Origin of the sequence: Streptomyces rimosus, assembly GCF_008704655.1 — a bacterium.
Taxonomy (GTDB): Bacteria; Actinomycetota; Actinomycetes; order Streptomycetales; family Streptomycetaceae; genus Streptomyces; species Streptomyces rimosus.
Genome location: NZ_CP023688.1, coordinates 4,319,876 through 4,335,438, shown reverse-complemented (window position 1 = coordinate 4,335,438; position 15,563 = coordinate 4,319,876). Strand labels below are relative to the sequence as shown.

The window sequence follows — 15,563 nt, the reverse complement described above, 5'->3', positions numbered from 1 at the left end:
TTGCCGGAACGTTCCGGCACTCGTACATTGCTCCCTGCCGGAACGTTCCGGCAGCCCGCGTACCCGCTCTGCCGCACCCCGGGAGCCCCGCCATGCGTGTGATCACCGCCCTCACCCCGCCCGCCTCGCCGGCCCGCACCCGCCCGGCCGAGCGCGGCCCGCTGCGCGTCGCCCTCGTACAGCAGCGGTGGCACCGTGATCCCGACGAGCACCGCGCCGCCCTCAAGGAGGGCATCCGCCTGGCCGCCGCCGAAGGCGCCCGCGTCGTCTGCCTCCAGGAGCTGACCCTCTCGCCGTACTTCGCGGTGGTCCGCAAGGACGACCACCCCGAGCCCGCCGAGCCGGAGGATCTGCGCACCGGGCCGACCGTCTCCTTCGCCGCCGAGGCCGCGCGCGAGTACGGCGTGTACGTCCACGCCTCGCTGTACGAGCGCGCCGACCCCGAACCGGGCCCGGACGGCACCGTGACGCCCGACGGCCTCGGCTACAACACCGCCGTCCTCGTCGCCCCGGACGGCACCCTCGCGGGCCGTACGCGCAAGACCCACATCCCCGTCACCGAGGGCTACTACGAGGACCACTGGTTCCGGCCCGGCCCGGCGGGCGCCGACGCCTTCCCCGTCCACACCGTCGAGCACGCCGCTTTCGGCCTGCCGACCTGCTGGGACCAGTGGTTCCCCGAACTGGCCCGCGCCTACTCGCTGGCCGGTGCCGAAGTGCTGGTCTACCCGACCGCCATCGGCTCCGAGCCGGGCCACCCGGGCTTCGACACCCAGCCGCTGTGGCAGAAGGTGATCACCGGCAACGCGATCGCCAACGGCACCTTCATGATCGTCCCGAACCGCACCGGCACCGAGGGCCCGCTCACCTTCTACGGCAGCTCCTTCATCGCCGACCCGTACGGCCGCGTCCTGGCCCAGGCGCCCCGCGACGAACCCGCCGTGCTGGTCGCCGACCTGGACCTGGACGCCCGCCGTGACTGGCTGGAGCTGTTCCCGTTCCTCACCACGCGCCGGCCGGACGCGTACGGGGCGCTGACGGAAACGAGCTGACCGGCGTTACGCCTTCTCCGCAATCAGCTTCGGCAGCGCGGCCAGCGTCTCCGGCAGCCGGTCGGCCGGCAGCCCGCCGCCCTGGGCCAGCTCGGGGGAGCCGCCGCCGCGCCCGTTCAGCAGGCGCTTGACCAGGTCCGACGCCGAGGCGCCCGCCTCCTTGCCGCTCTTGTTCAGGGCGACCACCAAGGCCGCCTTGCCGTCCGTGGCCGAGCCGACGGCCACGGCGGCGGGCTGACCGGCGGGCATCCGGTCCCGTACGGCCATGGCCAGCGCGCGGGCTTCGTCGCCGCCGTCGGCGGTGGCGGTCACCACCCGGAAGGCGCCCGCCTGTACGGCGGAGTCGGCCAGCCCGGCGGCGCGCGCCACGGTGGCCTGCTGCCGCAGCCGCTGGTTCTCCCGGTCGGTGGCCTTCAGGCGCTCCAGCAACCCGGCCACCCGGTCGGCGAGTTCGGCGCGCGGAGCCTGGACCTGCTCGGCGATCTGGGCGACCAGATCGCGTTCGCGGGCGAGGTAGCCGAAGCCCTCGATGCCGACGGAGGCTTCCAGGCGGCGCATTCCGGCGCCCACGGAGGATTCGGCGGTGAGGGCGACGACGCCGACCTGGGACGCGTGCTCAACATGCGTACCGCCGCACAGCTCACGCGACCAGGAGCCGCCGATCTCCACGACGCGCACCTTCTCGCCGTACGTCTCGTCGAAGAGCGCGAGCGCGCCCAGCTCCTTGGCCTCCGGGAGCGTCATCCACTTCACCCCCACCGGCAGGTCGCGGCGGAGCGCCCGGTTCGCGGCCTCCTCGACCTCGCTGCGGACGGTGGCGGACAGACCGCCGCGCCACGGGAAGTCCAGACGCAGGTAGCCGGGCCGGTTGTACGAGCCGGACTGGAGGGCCGTCGGGCCGAGGATCTCGCGGAGGGCGGCGTGCAGTACGTGCGTACCGGAGTGGGCCTGGCGCGCGCCGAGCCGCCACTCGGGGTCCACGGCCGCGTGCAGGGCGTCCCCCAGGGCGAGTTCACCGGCGGTGACCCGGATCTGGTGGGCGACCAGGCCGGGGAGCGGGCGCTGCACGTCCAGCACCTCGGCCTCGACCGAGGTGCCGGAGAGGCGGCCCGCGTCGCTGTCCTGGCCACCGGACTCGGCGTAGAAGGGGGTGCGGTCGAGGACGACGGTGACGATGTCGCCTTCACGGGCCACCGGCACGGGGCCTTGAGCACCGAGGACGGCCAGCACCTTGGAGTCGGTCTCCAGGGTGTCCCAGGCGCGCCAGTCGGTGGGCCCGTGCTCGTCCAGGACCGTGCGGAGCGCGGACATGTCCACGGCGCCGCCCGACTTGCGGGCCCGGGCGTCGGCACGGGCCCGCTCGCGCTGCTCGCGCATCAGCGCGGCGAAGCCCTCGCGGTCCACCTCGACGCCCTGTTCGGCGGCCATCTCCAGGGTGAGGTCGATGGGGAAGCCGTACGTGTCGTGCAGCAGGAACGCCTGCTTGCCGGGCAGCGAACGGCCGCCCTCCGCCTTGACCTTGCCGACGGCGGTGTCCAGGACGGCGGTGCCCTGGCGCAGCGTCGCGCGGAAGGCGTCCTCCTCACCGGCCGCCTGGCCGGCGATCCGCTCGTAGGACTCGGCGACCTCCGGGTAGCTGGGCGCCATGCAGTCGCGGGCGACCGCCAGCAGCTCGGGCAGCGCGCGGTCCTCGTAGCCGAGCTGGCGCATGGAGCGGACGGCGCGGCGCAGGATGCGGCGCAGGACGTAGCCGCGGCCCTCGTTGCCGGGGGTGGTGCCGTCGGCGAGCAGCATCAGGGCCGTACGGACGTGGTCGGCGACCACGCGCAGCCGTACGTCGTTGTGCTCGTCGTCGCCGTAGCGGACCCCGGCGAGTTCGGCGGCGCGGTCCAGGACCGGGCGGGTCTCGTCGATCTCGTAGAGGTTGTCGACGCCCTGGAGGAGGGTGGCCATCCGCTCCAGGCCCATGCCGGTGTCGATATTGCGGCGGGGGAGTTCGCCGAGGATCGGGTAGCCGGACTTGCCGGTGCCCTCGCCGCGCTCGTACTGCATGAAGACGAGGTTCCAGAACTCCATGTACCGGTCCTCGTCGACCTCCGGGCCGCCCGCCCGGCCGTACTTGGGCCCCCGGTCGTAGTACAGCTCCGAGCAGGGACCGCACGGTCCGGGCACGCCCATCGACCAGAAGTTGTCCTCGTCGCCGCGCGAGACGATGCGCTCCTCGGGCAGGCCGGCGATCCGCCGCCACAGGTCCCGTGCCTCGTCGTCGGTGTGGTGCACGGTGACCCAGATGCGGTCCGGGTCCAGGCCGTAGCCGCCGTCGGCGACCGGCCCGGTGGACAGCTCCCAGGCGAAGCGGATGGCCTCTTCCTTGAAGTAGTCGCCGAACGAGAAGTTGCCGTTCATCTGGAAGAACGAGCCGTGCCGGGTGGTCTTGCCGACCTCCTCGATGTCCAGCGTCCGCACACACTTCTGCACGCTGGTCGCGCGCGGCCAGGGCGCCGCCACCTCACCGGTCAGATACGGCTTGAAGGGCACCATGCCCGCGTTGACGAACAGCAGCGTCGGGTCCGGCGTCGGCAGCGGCGCGCTGGGGACGACGGTGTGGCCGCGCTCGGCGAAGAAGTCGAGGAAACGGCGGCGGATCTCGGCGGTACGCAAGGGGGGGCTCCGGGGCGGTCGGGGAGGCGGAAGGGCGGTTGCGGCGGCCGTTACGCGGCGGCCTGCGCCGCCCTGGCCACCGGGTGCAGGGCCGCGTACTCCAGCGGCGCCGACGGGTCGATCGAGAGGTTCAGCGGGGCCGGTTCGGCGCCCGCCCGGACGAGCAGGTCACCGACGGCGGCGATCATGGCGCCGTTGTCCGTGCACAGCCGCAGGGGCGGTACCCGCAACGTAATGCCCGCCGCCCGGCAGCGCTCCTCGGCGAGGGACCGCACGCGCGAGTTGGCGGCCACGCCGCCCACCACCACCAGAGTGCCCACGCCGTGCTCCTTGCAGGCCGCGACGGCCTTGCGGGTCAGCACGTCGGCCACCGCCTCTTGGAGGGAGGCCGCGCCGTCCGCGACGGGCAGTTCGTCGCCGGCGTGCCGTTCGGCCCAGCGCGCGGCGGCTGTCTTCAGGCCGGAGAAGGAGAAGCCGTACGGATCGTCGCGCGGCCCGGTCAGCGGGCGCGGGAACGCGACGGCCTTCGGGTCGCCCTCGCGCGCTGCCCGGTCGATCGCCGGACCGCCCGGGTACGGCAGGCCGAAGACCCGCGCGACCTTGTCGAAGCACTCCCCGGCGGCGTCGTCGAGAGTGTCGCCGAGGTGCACGATCGGATCGCGCGCCAGGTCCCGTACGAGGAGGAGGGAGGTGTGCCCGCCGGAGACGATCAGCACCATGCAGGGATTCGGCAGCGGGCCGTGCTCCAGGGTGTCGGCGGCGACGTGCCCGGCCAGGTGGTGCACCCCGTACAGCGGCACGCCCAGCCCGTACGCCAGACCCTTCGCACCGGCCAGGCCGACCTGGAGGGCACCCGACAGGCCGGGCCCGGTGGTCACGGCCACCGCGCCGATGTCGCCCATGGTCAGGCCCGCCTCGTCGAGGGCGCGGCGTACGACGGGCGTGAGGGAGTGCACGTGGGCGCGGGCCGCGATCTCCGGCACGACGCCGCCGTACCGCGCGTGCTCGTCCATGCTGGACGCCACCGCGTGCCCGAGCAGCCGCCCGTCCCGGACGAGCCCGGCCCCGGTCTCGTCGCACGACGACTCGATCCCCAGCACCACTGGAGAGCCTGGAGATGCCACCGCACCGCTCCTTCGTGTCCCTTGCACGCGTGTACCGGTGTACCCGCGTACCCGCCGGATTCGTTATTGCGAGCTATGTGCAATAACGGGTTCCGTCCAGGATACGGCGGTCCGTGCGCGCGGTTAGGGAGCCTGGGGTGGCGTCGCCTGCCCGGGGCCCCCGGCCGCCTGTCCGGATTTGCGGATTCCCCTCCCGGATTCCCTGGCGTCCTGCCCGAGGTTCCCGGCCGCCTGTCCGGGTTCTCGGGTCCCCTGCCCGGCTCCCTGCCCGGAGCCCCCGGCCCGCTGCCCGAGCTCCCCCGCCACCCGGACGTTCCACCGCCCGTCCCGCCCGCTCAGCGCCGTCACGGTCAGCGGCGGTACGTCCACCCGCCAGAAGGACGACGGCGGTGCCCCCAGGGCGCACACCACCGCCGCACGCACGACGTCCGGTTCCACTACGGCCACCACCCGGCCGCCCTCCGCCGCGAGGCCGGTCAGCCAGTCCGTCACCCGGCCGAGGAACCGCGTCAGCGGCTCGCCGCCGTGCGCCGCGCTGTCCGGGTCGGCGAGCCAGGCCGCGACGCCCTCCGGTTCGGCGGCCAGCACGTCCTCCAGGGCCAGTCCCCGCCAGCGGCCCATCGCGCACCCCGCCGCGCCCGGGTCCGGCGCCGCCCGCAGGCCGAGGGCTTCGGCCGTCTCCCGGCAGCGCGCGGACGGGGAGGTCAGGGCCCGGTCGGCGGGCAGCGCGGCAGCGGCGGGGCGGGCGGCGCGGGCGCGGCGCAGCCCGGCGGGCGTCAGGGCTTCGTCCGCCGGGAAGCGCACCGCGTGCAGGGCGTCGTCGAAGGACGGTGAGACCAACGTCACCCGGGTTGTCATGCGCACCTCTCCTCGTCGCGTCCTGGCCGCACACATCTGATGGCGCACAAGGGGTACGGCGGGGCGCCCGCCCGCCGCCGTGCGCCTGTCCGGGCGCCGGGGCCCCTTGGCCCGGCCGCCGCCACGCGGTACGTTCCCGATGATATTGACGATGACATGACGGAAGCCGGTGGAATTCCGGCGCGGTCGCGCCACTGTGAGCCCGGACCGGTCCCGTACGGGGCCGCCGGACGAGCCAGACCCGTCCTGTCGTGACGACCCACTGTCCGGGACGCGTGATTTCCCAGGAGGTTCTGCCATGGCCCAGTCCGTCGCGCCGCCGACCACCGGACCCGCCGCACCCGCCACCCTGCCGATCAGGACCGTCCTGCCCTGGGCGGTCTTCGGCGGGCTGCTGATGCTCGTCCTGCTCTACTTCGTCGGCGCCGAACAGGGCGCCACCTCACTGCTCTCCGGCACCGACGTGCACGAGTGGGTCCACGACGGACGCCACCTGCTCGGCTTCCCCTGCCACTGACCGGGGGCGCGCACATGAACTCCGCCACCGTCAGATCCCTCCTGGTGCGCGGCATGCTGGCCGGCCTCGCCGCCGGCCTGCTCGCCCTGCTCGTCGCCTACCTGCTGGGCGAGCCCCAGGTCGACGCCGCCATCGCGTTCGAGGACGCGCACGCCCACGGCCACGAAGACGCCGTGGAGGTCGTCAGCCGCGGCGTGCAGTCCACCCTGGGCCTGGCCACCGGCGTCCTGGTGTACGGCGTCGCACTGGGCGGGATCGCCGCCCTGGCCTACTGCTTCGCGCTGGGCCGCGTCGGCCGCTTCGGCCCCCGCGCCACCGCGCTGCTGCTCTCCGGCGCCGCCTTCGCCGCGGTCTACTTCGTACCGTTCCTGAAGTACCCGGCCAACCCGCCGTCCGTCGGCGACCCCGACTCCATCGGCCAACGCACCGCGCTGTACTTCCTGATGATCGCCCTCAGCGTGCTGCTGACCATCGCCGCGGTCATCCTCGGCAAGCGGCTCGCACCCCGCCTCGGCACCTGGTACGCCACGGTCGTCGCGCTGGCCGCCTTCGCCGTGGCCGTCGGCCTCGCCTACGCGTTCCTCCCGGCCGTCAACGAACTGCCGCACGACTTCCCCGCCCTCCTGCTGTGGAAGTTCCGCGTCTCCGCACTCGCCGTCCAGCTCGCCCTGTGGGCCGCCTTCGGCCTGCTCTTCGGCGAACTGGCCGAACATGCCGTACGGCCGCGCGAGGCCGCCGCGCCGAGCGGGCCGGATGGGGCGGCTGTGTCGTCGGTGCACTGAGCGCACTGAGCAGGGGCCTCGTCCGCGCGATACGGGGCTGCCGCCGGGGCAGCCCGCCTGCCCGAAAGGGCCTTCCCATGGAGGAGTGAGGTCTGCCCCGGCGTCGGTAGGAAGGGCGGGAGTTCCCTGGCGCCTCGGAGGAGGAAGTGTGCGGTCGCATGGGCACGAGCACGAGTCCGGTCGAGGCGGTGGGCCGGGTTCCTCGCGCGTAAGCCAGGATCCGGTCGGTCTGAATGCGCACTGGCTGCGGCATTCGCAGCGGGTCGCGTCCGGTGGTGTTACGGCGGAGGAGACCGAGGACCACGCGCAGGTGCAGCCGGCCGCCGTCGACAAGGCCATCCGGTCCGCCTCGCATCCGCTCGACGCCGCCTTCCGGCAGGACATGGAGGCGCGCGGCATTCAGCGCGCGACTCTCGACGCGATTCAGGTGCACAGCGGCCTCGAGGCCCGCGATGCGGCGGCTCTGGTGAATGCCAAGGCATTCACCACCGAGCATCACATTGTCGACGGCGGCAATATGACCCGAGCGCCTCTACCGGCCGAATGGCGTGGCCGATGCCAAGAAGTCGCTCAAGGCGGTCAAGGACATGCGTAAAAAGGGCATCGTGGTGCACGTTCTCGAGTGAGCTTGCTGCTTCCGGGCGGTGGTCGTGGGGCGTTACGTCCCGGGGCCCGGCGCTCCCGCCGCGCCCGGCCGGTGGCCGTGGACGCTACGCCCCGGGGCCTGCCGTCACGACGGAACGGCCAACAGCAGCGTCCACCACGGCCCGCGCCCGTCGGTGCCGGTGTCGATCCCCACGCCCGCGTGCCGGAACGCGCAGTCGGTCAGCACCACCCGGTGTTCCGGACTGCGGACCCAGTCCCGCACCACCTCGGCCGCCCCGCGCTGGCCGCGCGCGATGTCCTCGCCCGCGCGGCGCCAGTCGTAACCGACGGCCGAGAGCCGGTTGCCGGGCCCGGAACCACCGCGCTCCCGGTGGGAGAGCGAGTCGTCGCGGGCCATGTGCCCACTGTGCCGCTGGGCCGCCTCCGTGACCGTACGGTGCGACCGCACGGGCCGGCACCCGGCCCGCGCCCGCTCGCGGTTGACCAGCCGGATGACCGCCTGCCGGGTGGCTTCGACGTTACGGGGGAGACGGGCGGCGGCGTGCACTGCCTGTACGTCGTGGGCAGCGAGCGGCGCGCCAGGCGGGGCGGCCACGGCGTTCCCACCTGGAGGGGCGGCCATGGCACGCCCGCTCGGAGGGGTGGCCACAGTGCGCCCGTCCGGGGGAGTCGCCAGGGCGCGGCTGCCCACCATGAGCCCCGCCAGGATCAGCAGGGCCACCAGGGCCCGTACCGCGTACCAGCCCGTGCGTTGGCCTGCGGCGCGTCCGCGCCGCTCGCTCGCCGTCGTACGCCGCCCCGCTGTGCGTCCCTGCGGCTCGCTCGCCGTCGTGTCCCGGCCCGCCATCCCGCCCAATTCGGCCCCTGTTCCTCGCCTGCCAACGGCTGCGGTGACCCGTCGTCCGGCTGCTGCCGTGCCCGCCGTGCCCGCCGTACCCGATCCCGTCTCCGTCGTACGGTCCGGCTTCGTCGGACGGTCCGGCTTCGTCGTACGGTCCGGCACGGCCCGGCGGTCCGGTCACCCGCTCACAGTCTTGCCGTCCCCGCCCCCACCTCTGTCGCCCGCGGCCGATACCCGACCCGTTCGGCTGTACCGGGAGCCGCCTGGCTGACGTAACCCACGTACACCGGTCCGTTTCCGCCCGGAACGGGTACGCGCCCGCACATGACCACCAGCACGTCTGCCGCCGCTTCCGCACCCACCCCGGCCTCCGCCCCCACCGCCGTCCGCGGCCCCCTCATCCGCTTCCGCGCCGACCCCTTCCGCACCGGCAACGCCGACGCCCTCGTCCACGAGGCGGACGGGCTGCTGATCTGCGAGGGCGGCCGGATCACCGCCGCCGGCCCGTACGCGGCCCTGCGCGACCGGCTGCCGCCCGGCACCGAACCGGTGCACTACTCAGGCCACCTGATCACCCCCGGATTCATCGACGCCCACACCCACTACGTGCAGAAGGAGGCCATCGCGGCCTTCGGCGCCCAGCTGCCCGACTGGCTCGACCGCACCTATGTCACAGAGGAGCGCTTCGCCGACGGCGCCCACGCCCGCCGCGTCGCCTCCTCCTTCTGCGACGAGCTGCTGCGCAACGGCACGACCACGGCCCTGGTCTTCGCCTCTGTGCACGCCGACTCGGCCGACGCGCTGTTCGAGGAGGCGACCCGGCGCGGCATGCGCGTCGCGGCCGGCAAGGTGTGGATGGACCGCAACGCGCCCGACGCCCTGCTCGACACGGCCCAGCGCGCTTACGACGAGTCCTCGTCGCTCATCCAGCGCTGGCACGGCAAAGGCCGCAACCTCTACGCCATCACCCCGCGCTTCGCCCCCACCAGCACCCCGGACCAGCTCGAAGCGGCGGGCGCCCTGCGCGCGGCCCACCCCACCACCCTCGTACACACCCACATCTCGGAACACCGCGACGAAATCCCCTGGGTCTCCTCCCTCTTCCCAGACCGCGACGGCTACCTGGACGTCTACGACCACTACGGCCTGCTCGGCCCCCGTACCGTCCTCGCACACGGCATCCACCTCACCCCCGCCGAGCGCGACCACTGCGCCCGCTCCGGCACGGCGGTCGCCCACTGCCCGTCCTCCAACCTCTACCTGGGCAGCGGCCTCTTCCCCCTCCGAGAGGCCAAGGAAGGCGACCACCCGCTCACCGTAGCCCTGGGCACTGACATCGGCGCCGGCACCAGCTTCGCCCTCCTGCAGACCATGCGCGACGCCCACCAGGTCGCCAAGCTGCGCGACCACACCCTCGACGCGGTCAAGTCCTTCTACCTCGCCACCCGCGGCGGCGCGGAGGCCCTGGGCCTGGCCGACACGATCGGCTCCCTGACACCGGGCCAGGAAGCCGACTTCACCGTCCTGGACCCCCAGGCCACACCCCTCCTCGCCGACCGCACCACCCAGGCCGACACCATCGAAGACCTCCTCTTCGCCCTCACCATCCTCGGCGACGACCGCGCCGTACGGGCCACCTACACGGCGGGCAAGCTCGCGTACGACCGGGACGCGGAGACGCCGTTCATGGCGGACTGAGACCGGAAGCCGGCGACACCGCTCGGGGCGGGCTGAGACGGGCCACCCGCCCCACAACTGAGCACCGGCCCCGGACGACCGAGGGCCTCCCGCCTACAACCGAGGCACCTCCCGCGCATCACAGCTCCCGCGCGAAGCGAAGTAGCGACTCAGCCACGCCCGCCGCCGCTCCTCGCCCATCGAGGCGAGGCGCCGAAGGGCCCGCGCGCCCGCTTCGGACCGGGCGACGGCCTGCTCGTCACCCTGCTCCCGGGCCAGCCGCGCCCACGACGCCCGCCGCCGGTCACTGAGTCCGTTGGAGACCAGCCAGTCCCGTACGGCACTGTCCATACGATCGAATTGGGCGGCCTCACAGGCGTCACCGCGCGCGGTCAGCTCGGCCGCCGCCTCCCAGGCGAACCGCTCCGGGTCGGCCAGCTGCCCCCGTACGACGCTCTGACCTCGGAAGAGCTGCGGCAGCTGGGCCTCGTCGGGCCCGGGCGCACGACGCAGGTCCTCGAAGCGGACCGGCGCGTTCCGTACGCCCGCCAGGCGGCCCGTGATGCCGGACAGGGCCCGCGACACCTGCGGCAGCAGGTTCCTGTCCAGCGCGTTGACGCACACCCGCGGCGCCGAGTCGTCGCACACCTGGCGCGCGGCCACCGGGTCCGGCCGCCACGCGCGGTCTCCCGCCTGTACGAGGAGTACGGCTGCGCAGGCCGCGGCGGCGAGCGGAAGCAGCCCCGCCCAGCGCCGACGGGCGGCGTACGCGAGAACGGCCGCCACCGCGAGCCCGCCCGTCCACCCGGCCATCGCCACCGGCTGCCACCCGGCGGGCAGCGCCTCACCGATCCCGTCCTCCACGGACGGAATCAGGAAGCGGACGGCCGTCCCCCGGTAGGTGGGCAGGGCCAGAACCGCGTACGTCAGCCCCGCGAGCACGGGCGCCGCGGGCCGCCACCGTACGAGCCGCCCGACGACCATCGCCCCCGCCGCCGTCGCGGCCAGGAACACCGCGTCCGCCATGATCGGCAGCACGAGGGGCGGGAGCGACGGCCCGGCCGAGGCGTACGGCCATGAGGCCGCCACCGTGCCGGCCGCGGCGAGCACGTAGCCGACGACGACGGCGAGCATGACGGGCAGCGCGGCGACCGCGAACTGCGCGAGCGGGCTCCGGGCCGCGGCGATCCGGAGAGCGTCCGTACGGCACCGCCGCTCCCGGCCGCCGTGCCAGCAGCCGATGGCGGCGACGAGGGGCCCGCCGAGCAAGGTGGCAGCGGAGTGCAGCGAGATACGGGTCGTTCCCCAACTTCCCTGCCACTGGTCCGCCTTCGACACCATGACGATCGCCAGGGTGAGGAAGACGGCGATCGCGGCCCAAGGGGCGACGCTGTGGCGCGATTCGGCGCGGAGGGGACGGGGGCAGGGGCGCGGGAGGACGGTGGTGGTCATCGGCGAGCCCCCGGGGGAGTGGAGGTCGCGGCGCGGTGGGCACGGAGTACGGCCGTATAGCCGCGCTCGGCGGGACTGCCGCCCAGGTCACCTGCCCCGTCGTCCGTACCGTCCGCAGCCCCTTCCCCCGCAAGCGACTCCGGCGTACCGCGATAGACCACCCGGCCGCCTTCGAGCAGCGTGACCCCCGTGCACGCCACCGCGACGTCCTCCACCAGGTGCGTCGACACGACCACCGTCCCGGAGGTGCCCAACTCCCGCAGCAGAGCCCGAAACTCGACACGTTGCTCCGGGTCGAGCCCGTTGGTCGGCTCGTCGAGCAGCAGGATCTCCGGATCGTTGACGATGGCCTGCGCGATGCCGGCCCGCCGCACCATGCCACCGGACAGCGTCTTCATCTTCGCGTCGATACGGTCCGCCAGCCCGACCCGCGCCACGGCCCGCTCGACCGCCGCCCCGGCCCGCTCGCCCGGCACTTCCTTCAGCCATGCCACGTACGCGACGAACTCCCGCACCGTGAAGCCCGGGTAGAACCCGAAGTCCTGCGGCAGGTAACCGATGCGGCGCCGGACGGCGGTCAGCTCCCGGTGGCCCGATACCTCGCGGCCCAGAAGCATGACGCGTCCGGCGGTGGGCCGGGAAACCGTGGCCAGCACCCGGATCAGCGAGGTCTTCCCGGCCCCGTTCGGGCCGAGGAGACCGTGCACCCCTGGGGCGAGATCGAGGTCGATCCCGTCGAGGGCGATGCTTCGGCGGTGCCGGACGGTGAGGTTGGAGATGTGGATGGTGGGGGTGTTCGTACTGGGCTTGGTGCCGTGCCCGGTCTCGGGGTCATGCTCGGCCTCGGATCCGTGCCCGGTCCCGGTTCCGTGCCCGGTCGGGTCTTCTTTCTCGGTACCGCTCGCCGCGTCGGCCTGCATGGCGTCGATGCCCCCGATTCTCATATTCACGGATTCCGTGTGCGCGGATCTCGTATTCACAGGTTCTCCAGCCGATTGCGGCGCAGGAGTACGAGCCCGGCGCCCAGCACCGCGACCGCGGCCCAGCCGCCCTGCGCCGCGCCCCCGGACAGGTACCGGGCCAATTGCTCGGCGAGCGCCCGCGCCGGAAACACCCCGGCGCCTCCGCGGCCCCCGGCCTGCGCCGCGAGCACCGGCAGCAGCACGGCGGAAGCCCACCCCGCCGCGATGATCCCGGAAGCGATACGGCACCCGACATACGACCCGAGCGCCAGCGCCCCCACCGTCAGCGCCAGGCCGGGCAGCAGCCAGGCCGCGGCGCCGGGCAGTCCGGGCGTCCCCGGCAGCAGCGCGCCCACCGCCGTGAGCAGCGGCAGACTCACCCCGAGGACGGCCGCGGCCCTGGTCAGCAGCAGCCGCAGCCCGCCGGACGGCGACGCGGCGCTGATCTCGTACATCGGGTCGGCGCGCGGCCCGTACGAAAGCGCCACCCCGGCCACCGGCAGTACGGGCGCGAGCGCGAACAACAGCGGCCGTGCCCCGGCGAAGCCGCCCCCGAAAGCGAGCCCGGCGGCCACCGCGCACACCAGCAGCAGCGCCACCAGCCACGGGCCGCGGAGCGCGGGCCCGGCGGCCCAGAGGGCGCGGGTAAGGGGGGCAGCCGGTTGCCGGGGTGCGGCCGGTGCCTTAACCCCCGCAGCGCGCGCTCCTGAGGCCCCCGTCGTCTCCGCCACCACGGTTAGCAGCGTTCCCCGTACGCCCTCCAGCACGTCCCCGGCGGACGCCGTCGCCCGGACCGCCGCCGAGACCGTGCCCGCACACCGAGCACAGCCCTCCACATGCTTCTCCAGCGCCCACGCCTCGGGCTCCGGAAGCGCGCCGTCGGCGTACCGCGCGCTCGCAGCCACATCCACATGCCGACTGGCCGGGGCTGCTTGTCGACTGGCGGGGCCCCCGGGCTGACTCGCCAAGCCCACGCGCCGACTGGCCAAGCCCGCGCGCCGACTGGCGGGGCCCTCACCCATACCCTTTACGCCCGTCACGCGAGCCCTCCCATCGAACCCATCGAAACGTGGCTGCTCCGCAAGCGGTCGATCTCCGCACGCAGTTCGCGCCGGGCGCGCATGGCGCGGGTCTTGACCGTGCCCTCCGGTATGCCGAGCAGGCGGGCGGCCTCGCGGGTGGTCAGCCCGTCGACGACCGTGGCGCGCAGCACTTCGCGCAGCTCGGGCGCGATCCGGTGCAGGGCGGTGCCCACCTCGCCGTACTCCAGCCGGGACAGGACGCGCTCCTCGGCGGACGGCTCGGCCCCCGGCGGCTCGTGCCGGACGTGGCCGGCCCGCTCGGCCTGTTCGGCCCGTTCTGCCCGCGCGTACGCCCGCTGCGCGTCCACCAGCCGACGCGCGGCGATCACCCAGAGCCAGCCGCCGGACCCGCCGTCGCGCCGGGGCGCCCCGCGGTAGGAGGCCGCGGAGCGCCACACGGTGACGAACGTGTCCTGGAGGACCTCGCGTACGGTTTCCGGATCCGCGCAGCGCCGCGTGAGCCGCGCGTGCAGCCACCCGGCGTGCCGGTCGTAGTACGCGGCGAGCGCGGCCTGGTCCCCGCGGGCGACGGCGCGGAGCAGGGCGGTGTCGTCGTCATCTCGGTCTGCCCTCGCGGGGCGGAACAGTCTCACTCTCTCTCTATCGCCCCGCCGCGCCCGCGCGGTTCATGCGTACGCACACGTATGTAAAGCCCGACTTTTGGAGCCCTCCCGCCCCGGTGGCCGCAAGCTCAGGAAACCAACGCCGCTGCCAGCTCCCTCGCCTCCTCCAACCACGCCTCACGCTCCCCTTCGGTGGAGTCCGAGACCGTACGGAAGACATGCCGCCGTACGTCCGTGACCCCCACGTACGGCAGGACGCACGCTGCCCAGATCCGCTGCAACGGATCGCCGAACTCCCGCTCCTCCCGCTCGGCGGGCGTGTCGGACGTGTTCAGCACCAACGCCCGGCTGGCTGACAGCAGCCCGACGGGCTCACCGTCCGCCGTACCCAGCTTGTAGGCCACACCGGGCGCCATCACGCGCTGCACCCACCCCGTCAGTACGGCCGGCGGCATGCCCCACCAGTTCGGATGGACGAAAACCAAGGCGTCCAGCGTCGCCAGCTCGGCACGGTGCCGCGCCGTCCAGGTGTCGTGCGGATCGCCGGCCGCCCGCACCGTCTCCGTACCGTCCGCGGGCAGCAGCGGGTCGAACCCCTCGGCATACAGGTCGTGCGTGACGACCTGGCATCCCCGGTTGCTCAGCTCCGCCGCGACGGCACCGGCCAGCGCGTGGTTGAAACTGCCCGGACGCGGATGCGCGAGATATACAGCGGCCTTCATCGGCCCGCCCTCCCCCGTAGCTCGATCACTGATTCGGCTGTGCGGCCTTCAGGATGCCGTGCCCCTCACGTCTTTTCGCCGGCGGCCCATTTCTTCAGCGCCTCCCGGTTCTCGAACCGCGCCACGTTCTTGTCCACCGGCCGGTTGGCGTGCTGATGAACCAGCCATTTCCCCTTGATACGCGGCTTGCCGGGGGAGACGTAGTCGGCGATCCAGAGCCCGTCCCCGGCGTACGACGTGGTGTCGTGGCCCTTCCAGAACGACACGTTGGTGTACAGGAGCACGCGGTGATGCGGCCGCAGCCTTTTCACCTCGCGCAGGAACTCGTCCTTCTGCGCACCGCTCGCGTGCGTACCGGAACTCGTCGTCTCCCAGTCGACGGCGAGCAGTTCACCCTCCTTGGCCCCGCACTTTTCGACGAAGTACTCGGCCTGCGCGGCGATGTGCCCCGGCCAGAGGAAGTGGTAGAAGCCGACCACACACCCCGCTTCCCGGGCTTTGGCCGCCTGATCGGCCCGGTGCGGACTGGCGTACGAACGCCCTTCGGTCGCCTTGATGAACACGAAGTCCTGACCTGCGGCATCGAAGGAGGACTGATGGGCGGAGATGTCGATTCCGTGCAGCATGACGTGCCTTTCGGTGGGGAGCGAAGAAAGACGGCGGT

The 15,563-nt window shown here is 73.5% G+C and carries 15 protein-coding genes; 5 read left to right on the top strand and 10 right to left on the bottom strand.

The window, feature by feature from the left end:
• Positions 1 to 92: 92 nt before the first annotated feature.
• Complete coding sequence (locus tag CP984_RS18155) at positions 93 to 1,052, top strand: carbon-nitrogen hydrolase (protein ID WP_003983325.1); 960 nt, start codon at positions 93 to 95, stop codon at positions 1,050 to 1,052.
• Positions 1,053 to 1,058: 6 nt separating this feature from the next.
• Here CP984_RS18155 and alaS read toward each other — a convergent pair whose 3' ends face one another.
• From alaS to CP984_RS18140, 3 genes are all read right to left on the bottom strand, one after another.
• Positions 1,059 to 3,713 (bottom strand): alanine--tRNA ligase, encoded by a 2,655-nt coding sequence (gene alaS, locus CP984_RS18150; protein WP_003983324.1) that lies wholly within the window; start codon positions 3,711 to 3,713, stop codon positions 1,059 to 1,061.
• 50 nt (positions 3,714 to 3,763) lie between these two features.
• Positions 3,764 to 4,816: a tRNA (adenosine(37)-N6)-threonylcarbamoyltransferase complex transferase subunit TsaD gene (gene tsaD, locus CP984_RS18145; RefSeq protein ID WP_003983323.1), complete on the bottom strand. Its 1,053-nt coding sequence runs from the start codon at positions 4,814 to 4,816 to the stop codon at positions 3,764 to 3,766.
• Between the two features lie 144 nt (positions 4,817 to 4,960).
• Entirely contained in the window at positions 4,961 to 5,695 is a 735-nt protein-coding gene (locus CP984_RS18140) for a histidine phosphatase family protein (protein WP_063604279.1), read from the bottom strand.
• A gap of 298 nt (positions 5,696 to 5,993) precedes the next feature.
• Here CP984_RS18140 and CP984_RS18135 point away from each other — a divergent pair, with 298 nt between their 5' ends.
• From CP984_RS18135 to CP984_RS18125, 3 genes are all read left to right on the top strand, one after another.
• On the top strand, positions 5,994 to 6,212 hold the full coding sequence (locus tag CP984_RS18135) for a CbtB domain-containing protein (RefSeq protein WP_003984672.1): 219 nt from the start codon (positions 5,994 to 5,996) through the stop codon (positions 6,210 to 6,212).
• A 14-nt stretch (positions 6,213 to 6,226) separates the two neighbouring features.
• A complete protein-coding gene (locus tag CP984_RS18130) occupies positions 6,227 to 6,994 on the top strand; it encodes a CbtA family protein (protein WP_003984671.1) in 768 nt (255 codons plus the stop codon).
• A gap of 148 nt (positions 6,995 to 7,142) precedes the next feature.
• Complete coding sequence (locus tag CP984_RS18125; RefSeq protein ID WP_003984669.1) at positions 7,143 to 7,589, top strand: eCIS core domain-containing protein; 447 nt, start codon at positions 7,143 to 7,145, stop codon at positions 7,587 to 7,589.
• 135 nt (positions 7,590 to 7,724) lie between these two features.
• Here the strand turns inward: CP984_RS18125 and CP984_RS18120 are convergent, their stop codons facing one another.
• The gene (locus tag CP984_RS18120; protein WP_050498919.1) at positions 7,725 to 8,447 is read right to left on the bottom strand and encodes a CAP domain-containing protein; all 723 of its coding nucleotides are present in this window, start codon (positions 8,445 to 8,447) and stop codon (positions 7,725 to 7,727) included.
• Between the two features lie 318 nt (positions 8,448 to 8,765).
• On the opposite strand from CP984_RS18120, the gene guaD reads away from it, so the two are divergent.
• Entirely contained in the window at positions 8,766 to 10,139 is a 1,374-nt protein-coding gene (gene guaD, locus CP984_RS18115; protein ID WP_003984667.1) for a guanine deaminase, read from the top strand.
• A 93-nt stretch (positions 10,140 to 10,232) separates the two neighbouring features.
• On the opposite strand, the gene CP984_RS18110 is transcribed toward guaD, so the two are convergent.
• The 6 genes from CP984_RS18110 to CP984_RS18085 all read right to left on the bottom strand — a co-directional run bounded on the left by CP984_RS18110 (position 10,233) and on the right by CP984_RS18085 (position 15,525).
• Positions 10,233 to 11,570, bottom strand: coding sequence for a hypothetical protein (locus CP984_RS18110; protein ID WP_003984666.1), 1,338 nt, complete (start codon positions 11,568 to 11,570; stop codon positions 10,233 to 10,235).
• Complete coding sequence (locus tag CP984_RS18105) at positions 11,567 to 12,349, bottom strand: ABC transporter ATP-binding protein (protein WP_030183933.1); 783 nt, start codon at positions 12,347 to 12,349, stop codon at positions 11,567 to 11,569. The genes CP984_RS18110 and CP984_RS18105 overlap by 4 nt, the downstream gene beginning before the upstream one ends.
• A gap of 197 nt (positions 12,350 to 12,546) precedes the next feature.
• On the bottom strand, positions 12,547 to 13,443 hold the full coding sequence (locus CP984_RS18100) for a zf-HC2 domain-containing protein (RefSeq protein WP_030183931.1): 897 nt from the start codon (positions 13,441 to 13,443) through the stop codon (positions 12,547 to 12,549).
• 125 nt (positions 13,444 to 13,568) lie between these two features.
• Positions 13,569 to 14,207 (bottom strand): RNA polymerase sigma factor, encoded by a 639-nt coding sequence (locus CP984_RS18095; RefSeq protein WP_003984663.1) that lies wholly within the window; start codon positions 14,205 to 14,207, stop codon positions 13,569 to 13,571.
• A gap of 98 nt (positions 14,208 to 14,305) precedes the next feature.
• Positions 14,306 to 14,899: an NAD(P)H-dependent oxidoreductase gene (locus CP984_RS18090; RefSeq protein ID WP_003984661.1), complete on the bottom strand. Its 594-nt coding sequence runs from the start codon at positions 14,897 to 14,899 to the stop codon at positions 14,306 to 14,308.
• A 65-nt stretch (positions 14,900 to 14,964) separates the two neighbouring features.
• Complete coding sequence (locus CP984_RS18085) at positions 14,965 to 15,525, bottom strand: glycoside hydrolase family 25 protein (RefSeq protein WP_003984660.1); 561 nt, start codon at positions 15,523 to 15,525, stop codon at positions 14,965 to 14,967.
• Between the last annotated feature and the right edge of the window lie 38 nt (positions 15,526 to 15,563).

What these genes read in the sequence shown, in the direction of transcription:
- CP984_RS18155 (WP_003983325.1), top strand. Translation starts at nt 93, where the DNA reads ATGCGTGTGATCACCGCCCTCACCCCGCCCGCCTCGCCGGCCCGCACC.
- CP984_RS18090 (WP_003984661.1), bottom strand. Translation starts at nt 14,899, where the DNA reads ATGAAGGCCGCTGTATATCTCGCGCATCCGCGTCCGGGCAGTTTCAAC.
- CP984_RS18135 (WP_003984672.1), top strand. Translation starts at nt 5,994, where the DNA reads ATGGCCCAGTCCGTCGCGCCGCCGACCACCGGACCCGCCGCACCCGCC.
- CP984_RS18140 (WP_063604279.1), bottom strand. Translation starts at nt 5,695, where the DNA reads ATGACAACCCGGGTGACGTTGGTCTCACCGTCCTTCGACGACGCCCTG.
- CP984_RS18085 (WP_003984660.1), bottom strand. Translation starts at nt 15,525, where the DNA reads ATGCTGCACGGAATCGACATCTCCGCCCATCAGTCCTCCTTCGATGCC.
- CP984_RS18130 (WP_003984671.1), top strand. Translation starts at nt 6,227, where the DNA reads ATGAACTCCGCCACCGTCAGATCCCTCCTGGTGCGCGGCATGCTGGCC.
- CP984_RS18110 (WP_003984666.1), bottom strand. Translation starts at nt 11,570, where the DNA reads ATGACCACCACCGTCCTCCCGCGCCCCTGCCCCCGTCCCCTCCGCGCC.
- guaD (WP_003984667.1), top strand. Translation starts at nt 8,766, where the DNA reads ATGACCACCAGCACGTCTGCCGCCGCTTCCGCACCCACCCCGGCCTCC.
- CP984_RS18120 (WP_050498919.1), bottom strand. Translation starts at nt 8,447, where the DNA reads ATGGCGGGCCGGGACACGACGGCGAGCGAGCCGCAGGGACGCACAGCG.